Annotated in this window: 23 protein-coding genes; 22 read left to right on the plus strand and 1 reads right to left on the minus strand. The window is 58.0% G+C overall.

Annotation, left to right across the window (positions count from 1 at the left end):
* From KJ970_06395 to purE, 7 genes are all read left to right on the plus strand, one after another.
* Complete coding sequence (locus KJ970_06395; protein ID MBU2690541.1) at positions 1 to 2,163, plus strand: UvrD-helicase domain-containing protein; 2,163 nt, start codon at positions 1 to 3, stop codon at positions 2,161 to 2,163.
* Positions 2,164 to 2,242: 79 nt separating this feature from the next.
* A complete protein-coding gene (gene gatC / locus KJ970_06400) occupies positions 2,243 to 2,578 on the plus strand; it encodes an Asp-tRNA(Asn)/Glu-tRNA(Gln) amidotransferase subunit GatC (protein ID MBU2690542.1) in 336 nt (111 codons plus the stop codon).
* On the plus strand, positions 2,575 to 4,059 hold the full coding sequence (gatA, locus tag KJ970_06405; protein MBU2690543.1) for an Asp-tRNA(Asn)/Glu-tRNA(Gln) amidotransferase subunit GatA: 1,485 nt from the start codon (positions 2,575 to 2,577) through the stop codon (positions 4,057 to 4,059). Before gatC ends, gatA begins: the two co-directional genes overlap by 4 nt.
* 21 nt (positions 4,060 to 4,080) lie before the next feature.
* On the plus strand, positions 4,081 to 5,613 hold the full coding sequence (gene gatB, locus KJ970_06410) for an Asp-tRNA(Asn)/Glu-tRNA(Gln) amidotransferase subunit GatB (protein ID MBU2690544.1): 1,533 nt from the start codon (positions 4,081 to 4,083) through the stop codon (positions 5,611 to 5,613).
* Positions 5,610 to 6,956 carry a DUF2088 domain-containing protein gene (locus tag KJ970_06415; GenBank protein MBU2690545.1) on the plus strand — a complete coding sequence of 449 codons (1,347 nt, stop codon included), beginning with the start codon at positions 5,610 to 5,612 and terminating at the stop codon, positions 6,954 to 6,956. The genes gatB and KJ970_06415 overlap by 4 nt, the downstream gene beginning before the upstream one ends.
* Before the next feature lie 104 nt (positions 6,957 to 7,060).
* Complete coding sequence (gene purD, locus KJ970_06420; GenBank protein ID MBU2690546.1) at positions 7,061 to 8,491, plus strand: phosphoribosylamine--glycine ligase; 1,431 nt, start codon at positions 7,061 to 7,063, stop codon at positions 8,489 to 8,491.
* Positions 8,491 to 9,021: a 5-(carboxyamino)imidazole ribonucleotide mutase gene (gene purE / locus KJ970_06425; GenBank protein ID MBU2690547.1), complete on the plus strand. Its 531-nt coding sequence runs from the start codon at positions 8,491 to 8,493 to the stop codon at positions 9,019 to 9,021. Before purD ends, purE begins: the two co-directional genes overlap by 1 nt.
* 1 nt (position 9,022) lies before the next feature.
* On the opposite strand, the gene KJ970_06430 is transcribed toward purE, so the two are convergent.
* Complete coding sequence (locus KJ970_06430; GenBank protein ID MBU2690548.1) at positions 9,023 to 10,141, minus strand: deoxyhypusine synthase family protein; 1,119 nt, start codon at positions 10,139 to 10,141, stop codon at positions 9,023 to 9,025.
* 133 nt (positions 10,142 to 10,274) lie between these two features.
* On the opposite strand from KJ970_06430, the gene KJ970_06435 reads away from it, so the two are divergent.
* From KJ970_06435 to KJ970_06505, 15 genes are all read left to right on the plus strand, one after another.
* A complete protein-coding gene (locus KJ970_06435) occupies positions 10,275 to 10,931 on the plus strand; it encodes a threonylcarbamoyl-AMP synthase (protein MBU2690549.1) in 657 nt (218 codons plus the stop codon).
* Positions 10,932 to 11,087: 156 nt separating this feature from the next.
* A complete protein-coding gene (locus KJ970_06440; protein ID MBU2690550.1) occupies positions 11,088 to 12,029 on the plus strand; it encodes a hypothetical protein in 942 nt (313 codons plus the stop codon).
* Between the two features lie 134 nt (positions 12,030 to 12,163).
* A complete protein-coding gene (locus tag KJ970_06445) occupies positions 12,164 to 12,658 on the plus strand; it encodes a low molecular weight protein arginine phosphatase (protein MBU2690551.1) in 495 nt (164 codons plus the stop codon).
* Between the two features lie 14 nt (positions 12,659 to 12,672).
* Positions 12,673 to 13,113, plus strand: a complete 441-nt coding sequence (rpiB, locus tag KJ970_06450; GenBank protein ID MBU2690552.1) for a ribose 5-phosphate isomerase B — start codon at positions 12,673 to 12,675, stop codon at positions 13,111 to 13,113.
* A gap of 36 nt (positions 13,114 to 13,149) precedes the next feature.
* Positions 13,150 to 13,494, plus strand: coding sequence for a histidine triad nucleotide-binding protein (locus KJ970_06455; protein MBU2690553.1), 345 nt, complete (start codon positions 13,150 to 13,152; stop codon positions 13,492 to 13,494).
* A 132-nt stretch (positions 13,495 to 13,626) separates the two neighbouring features.
* Positions 13,627 to 14,607, plus strand: a complete 981-nt coding sequence (locus KJ970_06460) for a MoxR family ATPase (protein ID MBU2690554.1) — start codon at positions 13,627 to 13,629, stop codon at positions 14,605 to 14,607.
* Complete coding sequence (locus tag KJ970_06465; GenBank protein ID MBU2690555.1) at positions 14,564 to 15,592, plus strand: DUF58 domain-containing protein; 1,029 nt, start codon at positions 14,564 to 14,566, stop codon at positions 15,590 to 15,592. The genes KJ970_06460 and KJ970_06465 overlap by 44 nt, the downstream gene beginning before the upstream one ends.
* A complete protein-coding gene (locus KJ970_06470) occupies positions 15,589 to 16,599 on the plus strand; it encodes a hypothetical protein (GenBank protein MBU2690556.1) in 1,011 nt (336 codons plus the stop codon). The genes KJ970_06465 and KJ970_06470 overlap by 4 nt, the downstream gene beginning before the upstream one ends.
* Positions 16,600 to 16,605: 6 nt before the next feature.
* The gene (locus KJ970_06475) at positions 16,606 to 17,586 is read left to right on the plus strand and encodes a VWA domain-containing protein (GenBank protein ID MBU2690557.1); all 981 of its coding nucleotides are present in this window, start codon (positions 16,606 to 16,608) and stop codon (positions 17,584 to 17,586) included.
* Positions 17,583 to 19,433, plus strand: a complete 1,851-nt coding sequence (locus KJ970_06480; protein MBU2690558.1) for a VWA domain-containing protein — start codon at positions 17,583 to 17,585, stop codon at positions 19,431 to 19,433. Before KJ970_06475 ends, KJ970_06480 begins: the two co-directional genes overlap by 4 nt.
* A gap of 38 nt (positions 19,434 to 19,471) precedes the next feature.
* Entirely contained in the window at positions 19,472 to 21,322 is a 1,851-nt protein-coding gene (locus KJ970_06485; protein ID MBU2690559.1) for a BatD family protein, read from the plus strand.
* Positions 21,319 to 22,092 (plus strand): hypothetical protein, encoded by a 774-nt coding sequence (locus KJ970_06490; protein ID MBU2690560.1) that lies wholly within the window; start codon positions 21,319 to 21,321, stop codon positions 22,090 to 22,092. The genes KJ970_06485 and KJ970_06490 overlap by 4 nt, the downstream gene beginning before the upstream one ends.
* 153 nt (positions 22,093 to 22,245) lie before the next feature.
* On the plus strand, positions 22,246 to 22,716 hold the full coding sequence (locus tag KJ970_06495; GenBank protein MBU2690561.1) for a PTS sugar transporter subunit IIA: 471 nt from the start codon (positions 22,246 to 22,248) through the stop codon (positions 22,714 to 22,716).
* Positions 22,688 to 23,095: a hypothetical protein gene (locus KJ970_06500; protein ID MBU2690562.1), complete on the plus strand. Its 408-nt coding sequence runs from the start codon at positions 22,688 to 22,690 to the stop codon at positions 23,093 to 23,095. The genes KJ970_06495 and KJ970_06500 overlap by 29 nt, the downstream gene beginning before the upstream one ends.
* A 76-nt stretch (positions 23,096 to 23,171) precedes the next feature.
* Entirely contained in the window at positions 23,172 to 24,965 is a 1,794-nt protein-coding gene (locus tag KJ970_06505) for a SpoIIE family protein phosphatase (GenBank protein ID MBU2690563.1), read from the plus strand.
* The last annotated feature ends 17 nt before the right edge of the window (positions 24,966 to 24,982 follow it).

Consider the following 24,982-nt stretch of genomic DNA (forward strand, 5'->3'; position numbering starts at 1 on the left):
ATGCCCACCATATCACCAACCGTAAATCTTAATCACCCTCAGCGGGAGGCCGTCGAGCATGGCCGGGGTCCGCTGCTTGTATTGGCCGGAGCCGGGAGCGGTAAAACGCGCGTCCTGACACACCGGATCGCCTACCTCATCCATCAGCAAAATGTCCGCCCCTCGCAAATCCTCGCCGTCACCTTTACAAATAAAGCGGCTGCTGAGATGCGGGACCGGGTGGAAACTCTCATAGGGGTGGGCATCACGGGTCTTTGGATCGGCACCTTCCATTCGATTGGACTCCGCATGCTGAGAATCCACGTTAGGGAGGCCGGATTTAAAGAAGGTTTGACGGTGTTCGATACGGATGACCAGCGGGCGCTTCTCGGGAGGATACTTAAAGAAGAAAATGTTGGCGAGACGCGCCACCAGGCTCGGGAGATGCTGGGGCGGATCAGCCGCGCAAAGAACGCCATGCAAACCCCGGATCAGATGACCGGTGGGGATCCCCGCGCGGCCCTGATCGCTCATATTTGGCAGCGTTATCAGAAAGAATTGAAGCGCCAGAACGCCGTGGACTTCGATGACATCCTGATCGAAAGCCTGGCCCTGCTTCGCAACCATCCATCCATTCAGGATTCCTACCGCCGGCGGTTTGAACACATTCTTGTCGATGAATATCAGGATACCAACGCCGTTCAGTTCCAATTCGTGGAGGCTTTGTCGGGTCCGGATGGCAATATCTTTGTTGTGGGTGACGATGATCAGTCGATCTACGGATGGCGCGGCGCCGATATCCGGAACATTCTTGATGTCGAACGGGCTTTCCCGAAAGTGGAGACGATCCGTCTCGAGGAAAATTATCGATCGACCTCCTCTATTCTGGATGTCGCCCACGCCGTGGTTTCAAGAAACAGGGGCCGGAAACCCAAAAAGCTTTGGACAGGCCGCGGCCCCGGCGAACCCGTGCGCTTCTATCTTGGGCATAACGAAGACGACGAAGCCCGGGAGATTCTCGCCAACATCAGCGAGGTTCTGAAGGATGGCCAGGTGTCGCCGGGTGAGATTGTGATTCTCTACCGAACGCATGCCCAGTCCCGACCTTTGGAAGATGCCTGTCTTGCAAGACGGATTCCCTATATCATTGTCGGTTCGGTCACCTTTTATCAGCGCCGTGAAATTAAGGACCTTCTGGCGTACCTGCGCCTGTCATTGAATCCCCTGGATGAAATCAGTCTGCGGCGCGCGGTCGGTGTGCCCCGGCGGGGCGTCGGTGAGAAGACGATTCTGCGATGGCTGGCCGAAGCGCGCATCCGGGGTATCGATCCGGTCACTTTGGCGGCGGGAGAGAGTTCACCGGTCGGCGGCCGGTCCGGCAAAGCTCTGCAAGAATGGGCGGATCTCATCCTGAAACTTCGCGAACGCCGCAACGGTCCGCCCGGTCCGGTTATTGAAGAGCTTGTCGAAGCGATCGAGTACCGAAAATACCTTCAAGACCAGAACGAACATGATGTGGAAGACCGGCTGGCGCACGTCGATGAGTTTATCTCCGGCGCGCAGGTTTATGTACAACGTTCTCCCGAGGGGACGCTTGACGAATATGTCGGCGAACTCAGCCTCTTATCCCAAATCGACTCCGCCCAGACCGCCGCTTCCTCAATCAGTCTAATGACGGTTCACAACGCCAAGGGTCTGGAGTTCGATCAGGTCTTTCTGAGCGGTTTGGAGGAAGGCCTCTTTCCGCATATGTCGGCTTACCGCAATGAAGAAGAGCTGGAAGAAGAGCGGCGGCTGTTCTATGTCGCCTGCACACGGGCGCGTGATCGACTGCATCTCTCCGCCGCGCGGGAGCGGCGCCGGACGAACCGCCCGCTCGATCGCGGTGTTTCGCAGTTTGTTACACAGATCCCCCCTGATCTCCTTGAATTCGAGGTGACGGATCTGGCGCCGGCGGCGCCGAACCCCTCATACGATCGGCGGGGATTGTACCGGGATGACGATTCCGGTGAAGCGGTCATCTCTTATGATGATCCCCTTGTCGGCGCCCGTGTTTCGCATCCCACTTTCGGGGAGGGATGCGTTCTGCATGTCGATGGGGATGGGGATGGCGCTCGGGTCACCGTTCGTTTTCCCCGAAGCGGTCAGAAGAAAATACAGCGAAACTTTCTTAAGGTGCTGTAATGTGAAAACGCGCCGCCGGGAACGATGATTCCCGCACCGTACGCCGTCATCTCCACAAAAGAGAAACTGAGGTGATGTCATGGCGGACTCTCCGCTGGTCGATCCCGAACTCATTCGCCGGATAGCTCATTTGGCGCGGATCGATATCACACCGGCGGAGCTGCGTGATCTGGATCGCGATCTCGGCGCTATCTTAAAGTATCTGCAGGTTCTCGATGAGGTCGACACCGGCGACGCTCCTCCCATGGCCCACCCCACCGGTCTCACCGCACCCATGCGTGATGATCATCCCCGCCGGGGGTCGAACCGCGGGCTTTCCCTGCGGGAAGCTCCTGCCGTCCATCATGATTCTTTTCGGGTTCCCCGCACCGTTGAGTTGACCCTGCGGGAGGGTCATGAGGAGCAGGCGCCATGACCCTCTGGCGGATGGGGGCCGTTGAAGCGGCCGGGCTCATCCGGCGCGGCGAACTGCGGGCCGCGGAACTCGTTGGCGCCTGTCTTTCAAGGCTCAAGGATAAAGAGAAGGAGATCCACGCCTTTCTGAAGGTGGATGAAGCAGGATCCCTAACGCAAGCAGCCGCTATCGACAACCTGGTTCGTGAAGGCTCCGACCCCGGGCCCCTCGCCGGCATCCCTGTTGCGGTAAAGGACAATATCTGCACCAAAGACCTCAGAACAACCTGCGCCAGCCGGATTTTGAAGGATTTCGATCCGATCTATGACGCGACCGCCATTCAGAAGCTTCGCCGGGCGGGGGCGGTGATCCTTGGAAAGACGAACCTGGATGAATTCGGCATGGGATCCTCCACCGAGAACTCCGCTTTTGGACCCACCCGGAATCCATGGGATGAAACCCGTGTGCCCGGTGGCTCCAGCGGTGGATCCGCCGCGGCCTTGTGCGCCGGAATGGCCCCCTTGGCCCTCGGCACCGATACGGGAGGATCCGTCCGGCAACCGGCCGCCTTCTGCGGCGTCACGGCCTTCAAGCCCTCCTACGGGGCCGTTTCCCGCTATGGCCTTGTGGCTTTTGCGTCCGGTTTCGACACCATGGGTTCGATGGCCCGCGGCGTGGCCGATTGCCTTCAATTGTACAATGTTATCTGTGGGCCTGATTCGATGGACTCCACATCAGCGCCCGACTCGACTCCGATCAATTTAAATTCTCTAAGGGGTCCGGTTGCTGATTTGGTTCTGGGTCTTCCCCGTCGCTGGATTGAGGAGGGGTGCAACCGGGAGGTATTTGATATTTACGAAAATACCGTTCGGGTTCTCAAAGAGTCCGGGGTCCGTTTTCAAGAGATCGATATGCCCAAGCCGGATCATGCGGTTTCCTGCTACTACATCTTGACCGATGCCGAGGCCTCATCAAATCTAGCGCGCTATGATGGAGTCCGATTCGGCTACCGGGCTGCGGATGGAGAGGCCCTTGAATCCTTGGAATCATTGTATAAGCATACCCGTGGCAAGGGGTTTGGGCCCGAGGTCAAGCGAAGGGTTATCCTCGGCAGCTACCTGTTGTCCGCCGGTTATTGTGACGCCTATTATCTGCGGGCTCAAAAGATCCGCGGCTGGGTGAAGGAATCATTAACGCGGGCCTTTGAAAGGGTCTCCGCTCTTCTGCTGCCGACCAGCCCGACACCGGCCTTCAAACTGGGTGAGCGCATCAAACAGCCTCTGCAGATGTACCTTTCCGACCTCTTCACGGTAAGCGCAAACTTGAGCGGCGCTCCAGCGCTGGCTTTTCCAGCGGGCTTCACTCAAAACAATCTTCCGGTCGGTCTTCAGTTGATGGGGCGCCCCGGCGAGGAAGAGCATTGGATCCGGCCCGCCCACCTTTTAGAACAAACGCTTCAGCTTGCACAAATCGCGCCGGATAAGCCGGCTCTTGGGGATTGAACGGGGGGTTGAATAGATCGCATGTCCGCCCATGAGGGGAAAACCGATTATCAGATCCAGGATTTTGAACCTGTGATCGGTCTCGAGGTTCATATCCAGCTTCAGACCCGCAGTAAGCTTTTCTGCCGCTGTCCGGCCGGCTTTGGCGCGCCCGCCAATACGCAAACCTGTCCCGTCTGTTTGGGGCATCCCGGGACCCTTCCCGTTGTCAACCGGAGGGCGGTGGCGTTGGCAGCTCGTCTCGGTTTCGCCGTCGGTGGAAGGGTGCATCGCCGCAGTCTTTTTGCCAGAAAACATTATTTCTACCCCGATCTTCCCAAGGGGTACCAGATCACTCAGTTTGAGTCTCCCCTCTGTGAGGGGGGTGCGATCCCGATTCTGGTTGAGGGCGGGGAGCGGGAGATTCGCATTAAGCGGATCCATTTGGAGGAAGATGCCGGGAAGATGTCACATCCTGAGAGGGAGGGGCAGCGAGACTCCAGCGTTGATTTCAACCGTGGCGGCGTGCCTCTCGCGGAGATTGTCAGTGAGCCGGAGCTTAGATCGCCCTCTGAGGCGGCGGCCTATCTCGCCGCCGTCCGTCAACTTGTACAATATCTTGAAATCAGCGGGGGGCGGATGGAGATGGGGCATCTCCGCTGCGACGCCAATGTTTCGATCCGCCGCAGGGGAAGCCTTGAAATGAATCCCCGGACCGAGTTAAAAAATCTCAATTCCATAAAGAATGTAGAAAAGGGCATCGAGGCGGAAATAATTAGACAACATCTGATCAGAAGGGGCGGCGGCCCGGTGACGCATATGACGCTGCTATGGGATCAGGTGGCCGGCGGTGTGCGTTCCATGCGGTCCAAGGAGGAACGTCCCGACTATCGGTATTTCCCCGAACCCGATTTGCCGCCGCTGGTGCTGGATGATGAATTGTTAAAGCATGCGCAACGGGAGGCGGGTGAACTCCCTTGGGACATTCGGAGACGTTTTCAAGAGGACTGGAATCTCCCGGCGGCGGACGCCGAGCGGCTGACGCGGACCCGTCCTGATGCTTGTGACTTCCAAAGCCTGGTGGTTCAACTCTCAGCGGGCGACGGGCGGGGATCAGACGCCGAACAGGCTGTCAAAACCGCGGCAAACTGGGTCATCGGCGACCTAAGGAGGATTTTAAGGAGGGTTTTGAGGGAAGAAGGCCCTTGCGCGCGCCGGCCTGCGCCTCAAGCGATGGCTGCCTTCCTGCGTCTGGTTATGGATCGCGTGATCAGCGGGGATACGGCCAGGGCTGTCTTGGAGGTAATGGTTCAGACGGGCCGCCCTGCGGACCAGATTGTTAAAGAACAGGGCTTGGCGTTGATCAATGATGAAGCCACCATCCGCGGATGGATCGCTGAAGTTTTGAACAATAACCCGGATGCTGTGGAAGAATATCTCGCCGGCAAAGCGGTTTTAAAATCCTACTTTGTCGGCTGTGTGATGCGCAGGTCGGATGGAAAGGCCTGCCCCCGGACGGTCGCGATGATATTAACTGAGGATCTGGCCTTCCGCAAAGCGAAGGGGGGCGAATGAAAATTCCCTACGGAAAAGCCTGCCTCGAATGTCCCTCGGAAGAGATTTTGGGTAAACCCGCCATGCGTTGGCGCGGCCGAAGGAGCGCCTGGCAGGAGATGGAGCCGGATCAGGTCCTCGAAGAACTGGGGGAGACCCGGTCCTGCGCCTGCGGGCCCCGGCAGCCGCCCAACTGGGAGCCGCTCTCTTCTTTTTTCCCAAGAGCGCCGCGCCATCCTGTTTTGGTTGTTCCCGACGCCACCCGCAGGGGGTTCTGGCAGGACATCCTTCCATCATTGGTGGTTGATCTGCTGATGCGATGGCCCGCGACGGAATTGAAGATTCTCGTCGCCACCGGAATTCATGCAGAGGTCTCACGGGATGATATCGAGCGTCATCTCCGGTTCGGCGATCACGCGGCGCCGGCGGATCACGATGGCCGGCAGGCCGCCGCATCGGGCCGCATAAAAATCGTTCAACACCATTCTGATGAGGGAAATCTTCCTGTGGGGACAACGCCACGGGGAACCCCCGTCTCCATCGACCGACACTATCTCGAATCCGACGCCCGGATTCTTTTGGGGGGGACCTCTTATCATTACTTCGCCGGATTCGGCGGCGGTCCCAAGCTTGTTTTTCCCGGATTGGCCTCCCGGCCGGGGATTCTGATGAACCATCTGCGGGCTTTGGGCCGCGGGATGTCAGGATGGGATCCGGCCTGCGCGCCGGCTCAGATCGCCGGCAATCCGGTTGCGGAGGATATCGCCGAGGCTGCGACCCTCGCGCCGCCCCATGCGGTGATCAGTACCCTCGGCTTCGGGGATCAGATCGGTGTTGTTACGATGGCGGGGCGGGAAGATTGGGTTCTGAGCATCAACCGCTGCCGCGCCCTTTATCATAGAGGGCACCGGGTTGTTTTGTCGGCGCCGCTGCAGGGTGTCATCGTGGATGCCGGCGGGTATCCGAGGGATCGCCATCTTCTTCAGGTTCACAAGAGCCTTCAACACGCTGTCCGATTCCTGCGTCCGGATGGATGGATCTTGTTGATCGGTGAGTGCGGGGAGGGTTTCGGTTCAGCGGGACTCCTCGATATGGTGAAAAGTCTGAGCCTGAGATCCTTATCTGATGTAACCGCCCAGGAAGCTGATGCGGGACATCTTCAGACAGCGGTCGCCCTCATGACAGCGACAGGGAAACGGAGGGTCGCCTTTTACTCAGAGATCAGCGGGAAGCACCCCGAGCAGATCCGCTCCCTGGGATGGCAGCCCCTGGCCACCGGCCGTGAGCTGGAGGCGTGGCTGCGGGAGCGCTCCAAGGGATCCTGGGGATGGCTGAGTGAGGCCGATACCGTTCTGCCGCAGTGAAGAACAAGGCGTGAAGATGATGCGTACGTATCAAAGAGCCGGGGCAAGGGTTTTACATTCCGCGCATTGACTTTGGGTTCTGCGGCTTCTAACGTCGGGGACGAATGGATTCAAGGCTGCATCATGGGGAGGGTCCGCCATTGAGTGAAGTCGAGAAGGTTCTCATCATCGGGTCCGGCGGCCGGGAACATGCCCTGGCATGGGCCCTCTCGAATTCCCCGAGCAAACCCGAAATCATCGGATTGCCTGGGAATCCAGGACTCGCGGAATTGGGCCGGTGTGTCGCTGGAAATCCATCCGACAATGAATTGGTTCTTGAAGTGGTGCGCCGTGAAGGGATCGATTTCACCATTGTCGGTCCGGAACAACCCCTTGTCGGCGGATTGACCGATCGCCTGCGGGCCGCCGGGCATGATGTCTTCGGTCCCTCCCGTCATGCGGCCGCTCTCGAGGGCAGCAAGGTCTTCTCAAAAACCCTCATGCGTTCCCACGGCATCCCCACCGCCGCGTTCGAGATCTTCACCAAACCGCAGGATGCGATCGCCTTTCTCAAGCGGCAGTCCTTTCCACAGGTCCTCAAGGTCGACGGCCTCGCCGCGGGGAAAGGAGTTTTTGTCACGAAGACGATTGAGGAAGCCAAGTCGGTTGTGGAAAGGGTGCTGGTTCAGAAAGAGTTCGGCAGCGCCGGCAACCGGCTTATTGTAGAAGAGTGTCTCAAGGGTGAAGAGATGTCCCTCTTCGTTTTGACCAACGGCTCCGATGCAGTGTTGCTGCCGACCGCACAGGATTATAAAAGAGCCGAGGATAAAGATGCCGGGCCGAACACGGGGGGGATGGGAGCGACGGCGCCGGTTGTCAGCTGGTCGCCCGCGTTGGAACGGCGCGCCATGGACGAGGTGATCCTCCCGACCCTCGAGGCCATGCAGGGGGAAGGCCGCCCCTATACGGGGCTGCTCTATGCGGGTCTCATGGTGGATGAGGGGCGTCCGGATGTCTTGGAATTCAACTGCCGCTTTGGTGACCCTGAAACACAGGTCGTTTTACCCATCCTAAAGGGCGATCTGCTGCAGGCTCTTTCCTGGGCGTCGGGCCGTGATACACAGACCCCGGATTTAGAGTTGTCGGATCAGTGGGCTGCAACGGTTGTTCTCACCTCAAAGGGATATCCGGGCTCGTATGCCAAGGGATTTCCCATCAGTGGGATTTCCAAAGCGCGAGAGCTACCCGGAGCTTTTATCTTCCATGCCGGAACAGCTTGGGCTGAGATCGGACCGACGGGCCGGGGTGAATCCCCCTTTCATCCATCACCCGCTCCTTTCGGCGGCGCGAAATCGCCCGAGGGTTCGATGAACAGCAACCACCGGATCGTGACAACCGGCGGCCGTGTCCTCAATGCCGTTGGAAGGGGGGATGACCTTCCCTCCGCCTTGCGACGCGCTTATGAGGCGGCGAGTCTTGTCACATTCGAGGGGAAGACGATGAGGCGCGATATAGGGCATAGGGGTATCGCGGCTTTGAAGGAAGGAAAGATCTGATGACGGGAACGCAAAAGAAAACCAGACCCGCGCCAAAATCGGGCGCAAAGCAAGAGACAAAGCCACGGGTCGGCATTCTCTACGGCAGCGTGAATGATGAATCGATTGTGGTTGAAGCGATCAAAATCCTCGAAGGAACTTTTAAGATCCCCTGCGAAAGCAAGGTCCTCTCCGCTCATCGGACGCCCGATGCCACCCGCACATATGTTAAAGGTGCCAAGGCCAGGGGGATAAAGATCCTCATCGGTGTCGCCGGATTGGCGGCGCATCTCCCCGGTGTGATCGCCTCTTATACATCCCTTCCCGTACTCGGCGTCCCTGTCGCCGGACCCAATCTGGATGGGATGGACGCCTTGCTCTCAATCGTTCAGATGCCGGCCGGTGTCCCTGTCGGAACCCTGGGGATCGGCAAGGTGGGCGCGCGAAACGCCGCCCTTCTCGCGGCTCGTATTTTGGCCCTGGAGAACAAAGAGATCGCCGATCGTCTCGATAAGCTGATCCAGCACATGGCTGAAGGCGGGAGGGTGTGATCTAACCTCGTTTTGGGAAGCGCATCCGCAGCGGCGGCCATCTCTTCAATGTCGTGGCCTCCATGTGCGATTTGCGAAGACGCTCGACAAGGTCTTCTCTATGGTTTTCAAGCGATCGCGGGGCGCGTTCGGGGAGGGCGGAGGCAAGCTCATCGAGCTGCGCCATTATTTCACGTGAAGGCATATTTGTTATATAGGCCGAGAAGATCTTGGACGGGGCTTCTTCCTTTAAAATTTGAACCGAAGGTGTCTCCTTCAAATCCCGCTTAATGCACGAATCGGCAAGCAGTGTCAGGATCCGCGCCTGGTCCGTCTTAATACCGAGCGAGGTGTCGAGGAATTGAAGTGTTCTGAGGACGAACCACAAAGGTCCGCTGCCGCAGAGCGAAACAAAGAGGGATCCGGCGCCGGATTGTTGAGACTCATGGATCATTCCCGCCATTTCGTTGAGATCAATGGCCGGATCATGAGTCAGGCGGTTCCCTCCCAGCGCCAACGCCGCGAGAAGTTTTCCAAGCTGTGAGGCGATGAGATATGGCGTCAGAATCGGCACCCCCAATGTATAGGCTACCGACAGCAGGCTTTCGGGCTCTTTTAAAAGCCGTTCTTTCTCTTTTAAATACCGTCCCAGCTTCTGGGATAAGGCTGATGACGGCATGATATGTTGGAACGGGGGTGAAGAGAGCAGATAGGATGATACCGCCCTGGGATTGGATAACAGCCTCTTCTCAATGGCGACGTCGTGAAGCCAGAGAACGCCCCGGGCTTCTTGGATCGACGCGACCGGCGCCGGGTCGCCATTCGACATCTGAGGATGCAGGCCGAGTTCCAATTGAAGCAGAAGCGGGCTGGCGATAATGGCGTCAAAGACACCGGCCTTGAGCAAGGGGATCACATCGAAGGGCGCGCACTCATCGATGAGGGCTTTGCGCGAGATGAGGAGAAATCGCAATCTTTCGGTACGGGATAGTTCGTTTTGAAGAAGGTCGCGGACTCCATCCGCATTGAGAAACTCGATGGCCGCCGGTGGTGAGGAGTTCTGTGACGGCCTGCTTTTCTGTGGAGGAGGATCTCCCGGACCGGGCGATAGATGCAGATGCTGTAATGTATGCCGGTTCATATCATCTCGCTTGGAAAAACCAACGGATAGACTGCATGCCACCGGACCTTGAACCCTGGTAGGATCATAGGGCATGATGGGGGCAGCGTAAAGCGATCCGGCTCAGACGCCCGCTGATGGCTTGAGGTATCGAATGGCCGCTCATGTCAGGAATCCGAAATTTAATGTTGATCTAGGGGATCTCTTCCCGCCCAGACCCGGAACGCCTTCCGAGGCCGGCTGGGGCCGCTTCGTCGATCTCATGAGAGAGGGAGGGGTCGGCATCCTGCCGACAGATACCGTCTACGGCCTTCACAGCCGATGGGACCATTCTGGAGCCCGCTACCGGATCCTGAGACTCAAAGGACGTCCGGCCGGTTCGTCTCTGTTGTGCTTGATCAACTCGATGGAGATGCTGGAATGGGTGGCTTCACCGCCGCAAACCCCGCTTTTTCAGAAATTAAAGGGGTACTGGCCCGGCGCCCTCACCATGATTCTTCCGGCGGGCCCGGCGGCGCCGCCTGCCGTTCAGACCAATGGAACGGTTGCCGTCCGGTGGCCGGATGACCCCTTTCTCAATCGTTTGGTAGAGGATATTGGGGTTCCTCTTCTCTCCAGCAGCGCCAATCCATCAGGACGAGAGCCGGCGACGACGATTCAGGAAATTTCCGAAAATTGGAAAAGCCAGGTGGATGCCATCATCGATGGTGGGCCCCGCGCCCGCCCCCCCTCGACGCTGATCCGTGTTCCAACGGTGGGCCGGATCGACATCCTCCGTCAAGGGGATATCAAGATCGAGTTTGATGGGTGAGGAGCTCTCCGGCCGAGTTCCTCGTGACGCAGGGGCTCCGAGCTCGAGCTACCTGTTCCCATCAGTCCGTGTTATAATCACCCGGTATATCGGGTGGTTCAGGCATGGATGTCACTCCTGAAAAGTGTCACATCCGGGTATCCCGGGAGGTCAAAAATGAAGCTTCAATCCGTTGTGTCACGACCTGTTAAGGCTGTTTGGATTTTCGGGAATCTGATCCTCATGCTCTGCCTCCTGATCGGCATCCCAAGGGCGGATGCGATCTTCTACAATATCGATCCGGCACAAAGTTCAGTCACCATGACGATTTTTGGGTTTGATTTCGCGGGAGCCGCCGACGGGACCTTCTACTTTGCCACAGATCCGGGGATCGAAGCGGGCGCCTGGGATATTTTGTGGGATCTCGATGCGACGGTTGAAGATATTGATGCCGGACTTGCCGCTCTTCGGAACATCACGATTCAAACCGATCCGACGAAAGATGCCTTTGGAGAAATAACCGATCCGAATCCCACGGATGGGGTGGTTTCCCTCAATCAGTTTCTGCCGATGATCGTCCACTTTACCTATGATCCTCTCTTCGGCGCATCGGAGGATTATGAAATTATCTCCGAGAGCTGCTTTGGGGAGGTCATTCTTTGCGAGAATCCGGCCTCCAGCGGCGAGGCGACGATTCATACAGCGACCCTGCGTTTTAATGCGGCGGCTCAGGATACGGTTCCCGCCGAGGAGAATCCCTTGGGTGAGGATATGCCGGTCCGCATCATCTTGAAGGCCGATGGCACTACGAACGGGCTCTCCGGGGTCGCCGCCGGCGGCCGGATGGGAGTCAGCCCCCAGGTGCGGATATGGCCCAATCCCTCTGCGGGGCCGGTGACGGTGAGTCTCGGCGCCTTTCAGGGGACGCCTCCTGAAATCGGTGTCTTTGACGTATCAGGACGGCGGATTCAATTATTGTCATCGACCGGCGGCCTCAGCCATGAGTATCAATGGAACGGCCGCGATAGCGCCGGACATCCAGCGCCGGCGGGGATCTACTTCATCCGTTGCCGGATCGGCGACGATATTTCCTACAATCGCTGCCTCCGTCTGAAATAATCCAGAATTCGGTTTACCGATTCCACCTCCTTGGGCGGGGAACCGTTGCGTTCCCCCTCCGGGATTTATAAAATCCAGGTTTGAAGCAAAGAATCCCAAAAAAGACCGATATTCGGCTAACGGACGGAGATTTCATGGGGGAAAAGCTGTTTCATGTCATGGTTGTCTGCACCGGCAATATCTGCCGGAGCCCGATCGGGGAGGGACTGCTCACACATCGGCTGAGGGATTTGCCGGTCCTCGTCGACTCCGCCGGCACGGCCGCGCCCGAAGGGGTTCCCGCTTCACAACACGGCGTGGATGTGTGCGCCGAGCGGGGACTTGATATCAGCAAGCACCGCTCCCGGCTGCTGACCCGGACGCTCCTCGGTGATGTCGATTTGGTTCTGGTCATGGAGCCGTATCACCAGATGGAGATTCTCACGATGGCGCCGGATCTCGCCGACCGGGTTTTTATCATCACGGAATTCGTCGGCGAGGGGGACGAAGGTGTTGGGGATCCGATTGGGGCGGGCCGCTATGCCTATGAAGAAACATATGCCATCTTGGAGCGCCTCACGGAAAAGGCCGATCCGCTGATTCGCGAAATGGTCAATGCCAAGACTCAAGCCGGAGAAACCCACTCATGAGAGAATCAAGACGGATGGTCATCGGTTCCGATCATAGGGGTTATAAGTTAAAAGCCCATTTTATAACCTGGCTGGAGTCCAAGGGATTCGTTGTTGAAGATGCCGGTCCCAAATCTCCCGATGCCGCCGATTATCCCGATTACGCGCTCGCCGTCGCCCGTAAGGTCGTCGCAGGTGTGGATACCTGGGGAATCCTTATCTGCTCCAACGGCGTCGGCATGGCCATGACCGCGAATAAGGTGAAGGGGATCCGCGCCGCGCTCTGCTGCACACCCGCCATGGCGGATCAGAGCCGCCGCCATAACAATGCCAATGTGCTTTGCCTCGGGGCCGACAATCAGTCGATGGAGGCGGGCCTTGAGATTTTAGAAAGCTGGCTCAAGGCGTCGTTTGAGGGCGGCCGTCATGAGAAACGCGTTCAGAAGATGATGGCCGCGGAGAGATTGTGTGATTAGACCTTGAACAGCCATTGATGGAACAGGGGAGGCATGATGAAGGATTGTCTATTTTGCAGGATTATCGCCGGTGAGATTCCGGCGGATAAAGTCTATGAAGATGATTTGATCATCGCCTTTCGCGATGTCAATCCTCAGGCGCCGACCCACATCTTGTTGATCCCGAAAGAGCATATTGCCACGGTGAACGATCTTCAGAAGGACCATGCGGAGCTCATCGGCCACATTCATCTTCAGGCGCGGGCGTTGGCCGCGTCCGAGGGGATCGATGAATTGGGGTATCGCATCGTCGTCAACTGTCTTGCCGACGCGGGACAGAGCGTTTTTCATCTCCATTTCCACCTTCTGGGCGGGCGTTCGATGAAGTGGCCTCCGGGTTGATGCCGAGTTGAACCTCAGTTAACACTCTGCTGAGCCCATGTTGGAACTTCGTGTGTCCGGTTGTGTTGAATAAGATCGGCATGATCATTTTGAGTCTGTGTTGATGGAAGGGAGGATAGAGCTTTGCCCCCGATGGATCTGCAAGCCATTAAGGCGCAATTGGAAGAGTTGACCCCGGCGATCAACGCGACGGAAGAGCAAATAGCCCGCGTCATTGTCGGGCAGAAGGATATGGTTCGGAAACTCCTTGTGGGCCTCCTGGCTGATGGCCACGTCCTGTTGGAGGGCGTTCCCGGCTTGGCCAAGACCCTTGCGGTCAGGGCTCTGTCGGGAGCGATTCAGGCCCGTTTCAGCCGGATTCAGTTCACGCCCGATCTGCTGCCCTCCGATCTTACCGGGACGATGGTCTACAATCCCCGCTCGGGGGAGTTCACCGTCCACAAGGGACCGGTCTTTACCAATATTGTCCTTGCCGATGAGATCAACCGAGCGCCGGCAAAGGTACAGAGCGCCCTGTTGGAAGCGATGCAGGAACGGCAGGTCACACTGGGGGAAACCACCTATCCCCTCGAAGAACCCTTCCTCGTCCTCGCCACACAAAACCCGATTGAGCAAGAGGGGACCTACCCGTTGCCGGAGGCGCAGGTCGATCGTTTCATGCTCAAACTGCGCGTCGGGTATCCCAGTCCCGAAGAAGAGAAAGAGATCTTGGGGCGGATGACGGGCAGCCACGTACCTGAGGTGCGGCAGGTGATCACGCCGAAGAACATTCTTGACAGCCGTGCCGTGGTTCGCCAGATCTATATGGATGAGAAGATCACTGATTATATTGTACAAATTATCTTTGCCAGCCGGGAGCCGGAAAGGGTGGGTCTCCACATCGGAGGACTGATCGCCTACGGCGCCTCTCCCCGGGGCACGATTAATCTCGCCCTGGCCGCGAAGGCCCACGCCTTCATCAGCGGCAGGCCCTATGTCGTCCCAGAAGATGTTAAAGCGATAGCTCCCGATGTCTTGCGCCATCGCATCCTGACAACCTATGAAGCGGAAGCCGAGGAGGTCAGCTCCGATGACCTGGTCCAAAAAATCCTGGACCACGTGGAAGTTCCGTAACCCATTCCGGGGAGGCGGAGATGCATCGGTTGCGGATTTGCCTACCTGGGATGATTTTGAAACGGAAGATCCCGTAGCGGTCCTGAAGCGAGTGCGGCATCTTGAGATCCGCACCCGCCGGTTGGTTGATCAGATATTTTCAGGTGAGTACCACTCCATTTTCCGTGGACAGGGGATGGAGTTTCACGATGTCCGCCCCTATGTCGCCGGCGACGACGTGCGGGCCATCGACTGGAACGTCACGGCGAGAGCGGCCGAACCTTATGTTAAAACATTTGTAGAAACCCGCGAGCTGGTGGTTCTCCTGATGGCCGACCTTTCCGCATCGACCCTTTTCGGTACGGGCGGCAAGGCGAAACGCGATCTCCTGGCCGAAACAGCGGCCCTCCTTATATTCTCTGCGATCCGTAACAGGGATCAGGTCGGTCTTGTCCTTTTCACCGATCGTTTGGAGAAGGTCATCCTGCCGCGCAAGGGGCGGCGCCATGGCCTCCGCCTGCTCCGCGAGCTCTTGGAATTCCGCCCCGAAGGACGCGGCAGCGACCTGAGCCAGCCGCTGGAACAGGTTGCCCGCCTTCTCCGCCGCCGGGCGGTCGTCTTTCTCATGAGTGATTTTCTTTTCCCTGACCCAACGGATGCTCTGCGCCGCGTCGCCGGCCGCCATGATCTCATCCCCGTCGTGATGAGCGATCAACGGGAAGAGGTGCTCCCGCCGGTTGGGCTGGTGGAGCTGGAGGATCTCGAGACCGGGCGGCGGCGTTTGGTCGATACATCGAATGCCGGTGTCCGGAAACTCTTTGAAGAGCGGGGCCGGCATCGCCGGGAGGTCTTGAGCCATATTTTCGGACGGACCGGTCTTGACGCCGTCTGGCTCGAAACAGAGAAAGATCCGGCGGCGGCTCTGCAACACCTGTTCAAGGTCCGCCTGAAGCGGCGATCGAGCGGTGGTATCGTGGCCGGTCCGAACGTGGGGGCGCGGTCATGAGGCGCTTCCTTGCGGGCATCCTTCCGATCATCTTTGCGCTGATCATGGGATTGACCTCCTGCGCCCGCGAGACTCCAACCGAGGAAGGCCAAGGTCAATGGCGGCTTCAGTGGGAGGCGATACCGCAGGATTCGCTGACCCTTGGGGATCCCTTTCACATTCGGCTTTCGGGTGCTCTGCCGGCGGGCAGCCGCCTGCTGGCATCACCCTTTGAATCGGTGCCCGCTCCCTTTGCCCTCCGGAAGGGATCCGCGCCAAAGGAACGGAACCTTGGCGATTCCCTGACATATTATTCACAATCCGTGGAGCTGGCCGCCTTCGAGCCCGGTCACCACCGTTTAGGCCCCCTGCCGGTGGCCTATCTCTTGGGAGCCGATTCACTCCTGCTCTGGAGCGATACCCTGGCCATATCCATCGCCCGTGTGATCAATGATTCTCAACAGGTCGCCGATCTGCGGGATATTAAGCCCCCGCTTCCGATGAAGCGCAGCCGGTTGTTGTGGATAGTGATGGGGGGGGTGCTGCTGCTCGCCGCCGCCGCCGCCTATTATCTGCTGCGCCGCCGCCGGGGACAGATGGGGACTCTCGCCCGCCCGGCCCTGCCGCCGCTGGAGGAATTCGACCTGGGTCTTGTTAAACTTCAGGCGGATCGCTTCCCGGAAAAGGGGGAATGGGGATTGTACACCCTGCGCTTGAGCTGGCTGGTGCGCCGCTACATGGAGCGAAGATATCAGAAGCCGATCCTTGAAATGACAACGGCGGAGATCCGCCGCTGGACCCGCCAAGAGGCTTTCGATCTGAAATTGGGGAACCGCCTCCTCAATTGGCTGGGAGTGGGCGATCAGATCAAGTTTGCCGGCGCCGTTCCCACCCTTGCCGAGTGTGGGAACCTTATGAATGAAGGCCGGGAGATTGTCCACAGGATTCATGAATCGACGCTGAGTGATGCTGAATCGGACGGATTGAAGGGCGACGGCGCTGCATCGGCCGCCGGGAAGGAGGGTTAACAATAGATGAACTTTGGTCAACCCGGCTTTCTCCTTCTGCTGCTCTTGGTGCCGCTGCTCATCGTGGTTCGTAGAACCCTGCGCCTGCGGGGAGGTGTTCTTTTTTCGGATGTCGATCTTATCAAGGGACTGCCGATCGGCCGCGCCCGCTTGGCCTGGATCCCGGGCGTCTTGGAATTCACCACCTTGATCCTGCTCGTGATCGCCCTCGCTCATCCCCAGAAGGGGGAGTCGGAGCAGAAGGTTGTCAGTGAAGGATTGGATATCATTCTGGCGCTCGACATTTCCGGCAGTATGAAGGCCGAGGATTTTCAGCCGAAGAACCGTTTAGATGCGGCAAAGATCGTGGCCGGCGATTTTATCCTCGGCCGGCCTGAAGACCGGATCGGTCTCGTTGTCTTCGCCGCGGATAGTTATACTCAATGCCCGCTGACGGTCGATCATAAACTGCTATTGGAACTTGTGGACAATGTTACTTTTGGAGAGATCAGGGATGGAACAGCGATCGGAATGGCCTTGGCGAACTCCCTCGCCCGTCTAAAAGATATCCCGGCGCCGTCAAAGGTCGTCATTCTTCTGACCGATGGGCAGAACAATTCCGGCACCATCGATCCCTTGACCAGCGCCTCCATGGCAAAGGCTTTGGGCGTGCGTGTTTATACAATCGGAGTGGGAACGCTTGGTGAGGCGCCCTACCCGGTCGATGATCCGATCCTGGGGCGGCATTATGTGAATGTTCCCTCCGCCGTCGATGACGTGACGCTGCAGGCGATCGCTGATTCCACAGGGGGGCGCTACTATCGGGCGACCGATTCCCGAACCCTGGAGATGATCTTTTCAGAAATTGATCAACTCGAACTGCGGCCGCAGGAGATGATCGAACATATTTCCAGAAAGGATGTCGGGGTCTGGGCGATTTGGCCGGCGCTGGGTTGCCTGATGTTGCAGGGATTCCTGACGGCCTTTTGGTTCCGGAGGTTGCCATGAGATTCGTCCATCCGGAAATCCTCTGGCTCCTCGGTTTGATGCCGTTCTTTATCGGTGGGCTGATTTTGATCGAGCGCCGGCGGCGGGCGCGTCTCCGCCGCTTCGCCGGGGAAGGGGGGATGGACCGCCTCCTTCGCCATCTCGATCCTTGGGGTGAAATTCGGCGCGGTTGTCTCGCCGTCATCGCCACCGTGCTGTTGATCCTTGCGGCGGCGCGGCCCCAGGTTCCCGCCGGAAAGGTTCCCGTCACCCGCAGCGGCCGCGATGTGGCCATTGTCCTGGATGTCTCCACCAGCATGCTGGCGGAGGATCTTCCCTCCGGGCGGCTCGCCTATGCGCGCCGCGTCCTGAAATCCTGCCTTGATCGCATGTCGGGAGACCGGGTCGGATTGGTGGCCTTCGCCGGCGAAGCTTATGTGCAATGTCCTCTCACTCTGGATCGTACGGCCTTGTACATATTTCTCGATGCTCTCAGCACCGATTTGGTGGGGCAGCCGGGCACGGCCTTGGCCGCGGCGCTCCGCAAGGGCATGGAGGTTGTGGGTGATCAGGACGACCGGACGCGGGTTATCCTGCTCCTGTCCGATGCGGAAGATCATCAGGGGGAAGTCGAAAACGTTTTAACCGAATTAAGGAACAGCGGCATACGGGTCGTCGCCGTGGGAATGGGCTCCCCGGAGGGTGAGCCGATCCCGATCCCCGCCGGCGATGGCCGGACGGAGCACAAGCGTGATACTGAAGGCCGCATCGTGATGACGCGCCTTAATGAAACGCTCCTGGGGGAGTTTGCCAAAGAGACGGGGGGCTTTTATGTTCGGGCTACGGGCAGCGGCGCGGAGGTCGATGTTCTCATGAAGTATATCGACGCATTGGAAGAGGGTGAGGTGGAAGGAGGAATTCGGATCATTTATCGCGATCGATACGGCGAGCTTGTTGTTCCGGCCCTGATACTCCTCATTCTGAGAATCCTTCTGGGCATCCGGCGCCAGGGCAAAAGACATCACAAAAAAGGGAGCCGCGCCCTGAATTCGGTGGCAAAAGCCTCCCTGATTCTGTTGTGCCTCGCGACGGGACTTATCGCTGATGAGGGCACGAGTGACGATCCCCTCAAGCTCTACGAAGAGGGCCGGATGGATGAAGCCCAGTCCCGCTTGCAAGAACTGAGACAGGATCATCCCAAGGATCCGCGGATCCCCTATAACCTCGGGAATGTGGCCTATCGGGCGCAGGATTACCCGACGGCAGTGACGCAGTTTGACGGCGCCTCCAGCCTGTCGGGGGGGAATGCCGCGATTCAGGCGCGATCACTCTACAATCGAGGATGCGCCCAATACCGCTCCGGGGATATGGAGGGAGCGGTGGAGTCATTCCGGGCGGGGCTTCTGCTCGATCCGGGAGATGAAGATGCCAAGGTGAATTTGGAATTCCTGTTGCGCCAAATGGATCAGCAACAGCAGCAACAGCAGCAACAGCAGCAGCAGGAGCCATCCGAGAACGGGGCGTCCGATCCATCACAAGAAGGCGCCCCGCCCGATTCCTCCTCGCAGAGAGATCCGTCGCAGCAGGACCAGCAACAGGACCAGCAGCAGAATCAGCAACAGGACCAGCAACAGGACCAGCAGCAGAATCAGCAACAACAGCCTCCCGAATCTGAGGACGAAAAGAAGGACTCGGCGGAGTCTCAAAATCAGCAAGAGGAGCCGAAGGGAGCAGAGCCCACACCCTCGGAGATCCTCCAGCAGGATATCGGGCGTCTTCTTGAAAGCCTGGCCCTGCAGGAGAAAACGATCCAGGCTGAGAGGATGAAAGCGCGTTTAAAATCGGTCACAGTAGCTAAGGATTGGTAAAGAGGAATGGTAAGAGCGACGGGCCTTAGGGACGGGTGATGTCAAGAACGGGGACAATGAAAAGGCGGATGGGAGTGATCCGGAGTTGCCGGATCCGCTTACCCCTGCTTTCGGCTCTCCTGGCGCTCCTGATGGGGTTGGGACTCCTCCAACGTGCGGCGGCTGGTTCCGATCCGAAGATTGTTGCACAATTAGACCGGCCGCAGGTGCAGATGGGGGATATCGTAACCCTGACCGTCACCGTGGAAGGGGGCGGCGCCGACGGTCAGCCATCGGTGATGAACGGGGATGGATACCACTCCACTTATCAGGGAACCTCGCAAAATTTCTCATTTGTCAACGGACGGGCCTCCTCGACGACGAGTTATACATTCCGGATCATTCCCCGGAGGGAAGGGCTGATCCACGTCGGACCGATCCAGGTTGCGATGGACGGCGAAAAATATGAGGTTGCGCCGCTGGAGTTGACGGTGGGCGCCGCTGCGCCGACCCCGTCGCAGACACGAAACCGCCCGCAAAGTCAGATGCCCGGCCGGGCGGATGGCGGAGATGATATTTTTGTCACGACACAGGTCGATCGGGATACCGTCTATATCCATCAACAGGTGGTTCTGATCTTTCGTTTTTACACCGGCCCGGAGGTCTCTTTCACCGAGCGGCCGAACTATTCCCCGCCGGCGACGACCGGTTTTATCGAAGAGCCGATGGGAGAGCAAAAGCGGTTCACCGTGAGAAGGAATGGAACCGTTTATTCGGTCACCGAAATCAAGACCGCCCTCTACCCGACGCGGGCGGGTGTGTTGACCATCAGCCCCGCAGAGGTTCAATGCGCTATTGAGGACCGGACCAAACCGACGCGAAGCCCCTTTTCGATTTTCGGTCGACAATACCGTGAAAAACAGAAGGTGTGTCAATCCGAACCGATTCAAGTTGTCGTTCGTTCCATCCCAAGAACAGGCCAGCCGGCCGATTTCAGCGGGGCGGTCGGTAAATTCGCCATTGAGGTGACGGCCGACGCCACCACCGTCAAAGCAAATGAGGCGGTTACAATAACAGCGGCCATCACCGGCACCGGATCAGTGAATGCCCTCGGGACTCTGGAGTTGCCGGCGCCGGAGTCGGTCCGGATTTTTGATTCCGGTGTGAAGGCGCGCTCCATACCGCTGGAAGGACGGATTGATGCGGAGAAGATATTCACGTGGATTCTCATTCCTACAAGCGCGGAGGATGTGACAATCCCTCCTTTAACATTATCCTATTTTGATCCGTACCAGGAACGGTTCACCCGGGCCGCATCGAGACCACTTAAAATCCAGGTTTTGCCCGGTGAATCGGAGGAACTGATCACCCTGGGGGGACGGGGTTTACCCATCGTCGAAGAAGATATCCGTTACCTTAAAACCAATCTCACCGGCCTGCGCCTGGGATCCGCCTCCATTCTGGATCGATGGCTGCCCTGGATTCATGGACTGCCTCTTTTAGGTCTGGGCGCGGCCCTTGTCTATTCCAGGAGACGGCGGCGATTGGAGAGGGACCTCCAAGGGCTTCGGCGCCATGGAGCCCTGAAGAGCGCCAAAGACCGGATTCGCAAGTTGAGATCCGATGAACCCCACCGGTGGCAGCGGTGCGGCGCCATCCTCGAGGATTATTTGGCCGATCGCTTATACTATGAGCGCCACGGAGTTCAACGCCGTCTCCTGCTCGAGAAGATGCGTCTCCTCGGTGTGGAAGATTCCCTGATGAAGGACCTCTCGGATTTTCTGGAGTTCTGCGATGCCTCGGCCTTCGCTCCCTCTGCGCCCGGCCGACCGGGGGATGAGAAACCGGAGGAACGGACCGGGAAGCTTCTCGACCGGCTGGATGCGGACCTCCGGGGGAGGCGGGTATGAGACGGCTCGCCGTCCTGGTAACTCTTCTCCTGCTCTGCGGTGGCGTGACGCGGGCCGCGGAGCGGGCGCTGCCCGAGGGAGTGGTCCGATCTTTCGGTGAGGCCGAGAATCTTTACCGGAGCGGGAGCTACATCCAGGCTCTGGAGATATATCAGGAGATTGAAGAGGAGGGACTACGGGGATGGGTTCTGGATTATAATACGGGAAACGCCGCTTTCCGATCCCATCAGTTTGGAAGGGCCGTCTTCTACTATGAACGCGCCCTCAGATCGAATCCCAGAGATCCGGATCTTCAGCACAACTATGCCATGGTCCGTTCGGTCCTGGGTTTGGAGATGACACCGAACGGCTCCAGCCGGATTCGCTGGCTCCGATGGCTTGGCGGCCTCACCGCCGCCTATTCCATCTCGGATGCTGTCCTCATCTGCGCCGGCCTGTATTGGGCGGGGGCTCTCCTGGGAATAGCGGCCCTCCTCTTGCGCCGGAAGCGCCCCCTCTTTCATGCCCTGTTTCGGATCACGGTCCTGTTGGCGATTCCAGCGGTATTGGCCCTTGGTTTCAAGGCATGGGAGGTCGAGCACTGGCCTAACGGGGTCCTGGTCGAAACGACGGCGGTCTATTCAGCTCCTCAATCCGATGTTCAGCAGCTGACCCAGCTGTCGGAAGGGACCCTGGTCCGTCAAAGGCGGCATCTCGGTGAGTGGTATGAGATTGAAGTGGGGGAAGGGGTCCGAGGTTGGGTGCCACAGAACAAGCTCCGGAATTTATAGCGTGATATCATCATGACGGTGTAAAGAACTGGGTCTGGAATTTTCGAAGAGAGTTGCTCCTCCTCACTTGGATTTGCTAGATTGACTATAGCTTATCGACCGGAATGGATGTTCAATGGGTTTGAACCCGATGAGGAGGTTTTGACAATAGGGATGACATCCCAACAACTTCTGACCTATTTCAGTGAAAAGCGTTTTGTCCGTGAGCTCAAGGCGCGATCCAAGGATAGTGCTCTGAAGGAGATGACCGAACTTCTGGCCCGGGAACGGGAGGTCCATGATCCGCAACTCCTGCTGGAAATGCTGAAGCGCCGGGAGACATTGGGCAGCACCGGAATCGGGAAGGGAGTGGCCATTCCTCATGGAAGAACCCTCGCTACCGGCAAGCTCAAGGTCGCCTTTGGCCGGTCGAAGAAGGGAATCCCCTTCGATGCCATCGATAACGAGCCGGTCCACCTCATCTTTCTCATCGTGGCGCCCTATCATGACCCAAAGAATGAATATCTACCCCTCCTTGGGAAAATCGTGGAAGCGGTTAAGACGGACACCGCCCGGGACGCTTTAATGCAGGTTGCAACCTTCGAGGATTTAAAGAGTGTCTTCTCAGAAGCTCTCTCTAGCTGAACGGTTAGATAAACTCCAGCTTCTCCAGGATCTGGATATCCATCTTCGGGAGGCCATGGATCCGAAGTTCCGGCAAACCGAAGAGGAGATGGGTTTTGTCATCTCTGAAGAGGGGGTGGGGAAACTCCAAGCGATCAGAGATCGGCAGGCCGCCGAGATGCTGGCAGACGAGACGCTGAAGAAGGATCTGCGCCTTTATGATCGTATCCGCCAACGCCACGAGCGGGCCGTCGAGCGATTAGCTGATCTGATCTGCCTCGGTTGCTGGGCAACGCAGCCGATGGCTGGCTTAATGCTGGCCATCAAGCGTGGAGCCATCCCCCGCTGCGAGAACTGCGGACGCATTCTCCATTGGACCGTCGGCCGGGATCACCCCTAGAGCGGTCTTGACGGAAATCGACCCTTTCCCTCTCGACCTTGTACCGAAATCTATACTCGATTCGTGAGGATTGGCCATGCGGTTGGATGATTCCACACTGTCAAACCTACCCGCCGATCTCGCCGCCCAAATCCGCGAACTGGACTTTCTGGTCCGATCCGCCCATCGCCTCAACACCTCGCTTGAGCTGCGGAAGCGCCTGGCCATCATTACTGAGATCGTCCAGGAGGGTCTCAAGTGCGAAGCGGTTTCGCTCCTTCTCTACAAAGAGGAATCGGGTCGCTTACGCTTTTATGTCGCCGCGAATCACATCCGTCCTGAAGGGGAACATTATGAACTCGGGCTCGATGAAGGGCTGGCCGGCTGGATCTTCAAGAACGGCCTCGTCGTTCGGATTCGCGGAGCGGCCTCAGATCCGCGCGTGCAGACGGAATGTGGAGGACGCATTCAACTCCCGATCCGGGAGGTCCTTGGCATCCCCCTCCAACGGGGGCACCGCATCACCGGCGTCATCGAGGCGCTGAACAAGGGTGAGGGTGGATTCACCGAGGAAGATGAAAATCTCCTTCGTTCTCTCTCCGATACAATCGCCGTCTCTCTCGAGAACGCCCTGCTCTACCGCATGATCCAAAGGGAAAAGCTGGAAACGGAAAGCCTCTACCGAATCAGCCTTAAGCTCAACCAGACACTGAAGTTAAAAGAGATTCTTCCCTTGCTTCTGGATCTTCTGAAACAGGCGATTCCCTATCACGCCGCCGCCATATATCTCACTGATGCCGAGGGCAAGGACGTCGAGTTTTTCATGGGTCAGGGATATGACGCCGCCTCCGAGCGGCAGGCTCATTTAAAAATGGGACAGGGGGCCGTCGGCTGGGTGGCCAAGACGGGGAAACCTCTATTGATGGAGGATGTTGCCCAAGATGTTCGGTATTTTAGGGCCCGGGCCACGACACGCAGTGAATTGGTGGTCCCCATCGTATCGGAAAGCAGGGTCATCGGGGCCTTCAACCTCGAATCGGATCATCTGGGGATGTTTAATAAGTCGGATGTGAAGCTGCTGACGACCTTTGCCTCTCAAGCGGCGATCTCGATCGAGAGGGCCCGGCTGCATGAGGAGCTTCTGGAGAAAAGACGCCTGGAGCAGGAAATCAAGATTGCCCGGTCGATTCAGGAGGCTTCAGCGCCGCGCCGGTCCCCGGAAATAACAGGGATGGGGTTGGCGGGTCTCAATGTGCCCAGCCGGCAGGTCAGTGGGGATCTCTACGATTTTCTCGCGGTTCATCCGGGTCATACAGGGATCCTCATCGCCGATGTGGCGGGCAAAGGGGTTCCGGCCGCTCTCGTGGGCGCCAGATTTCAGGCCTCGATGCGAGCTGAAATCCGCAATAATTACGCCATTGCGACCATTTTGGGCAGGGTCAATGATCTTCTTTTGGAAAGTGGGGATGCGGGGAGTTTTATCACAGCGGTTTATGGCGTTCTCGATATCAAAACGCGGCGTCTGACCTACTCTAATGCCGGTCATAATCCACCGCTCCTGCTCCGGGCCGATGACCGCGTTGAATGGCTTTGGGAAGGCGGCACGGTGCTGGGAGCTTTCCCGCATCTAACATTTGAAGAGCAATTTGTAACTTTGGAACCGGGTGATATTGTGGTTTTCTACACGGATGGCATCACAGAAGCCACGGATGGGCGGGGAGAGGAATTTGGCTCGGAGCGGCTGGTGGAAACCGTCCGGAAATTGCGGGGTAAAAGCCCACATGTCATCTGTCGTGGGGTCGTCGATGCCACGCGGGTGCATGAAGAGATGTCTCAAGCCGATGATTTAACGGTAGTGGTCCTTAAGGCATCACTCCCGACAGATAAATAGGAACAGAGACCTTTCCC

The organism is Candidatus Eisenbacteria bacterium, assembly GCA_018831195.1.
Taxonomy (GTDB): domain Bacteria; phylum Eisenbacteria; class RBG-16-71-46; order CAIMUX01; family JAHJDP01; genus JAHJDP01.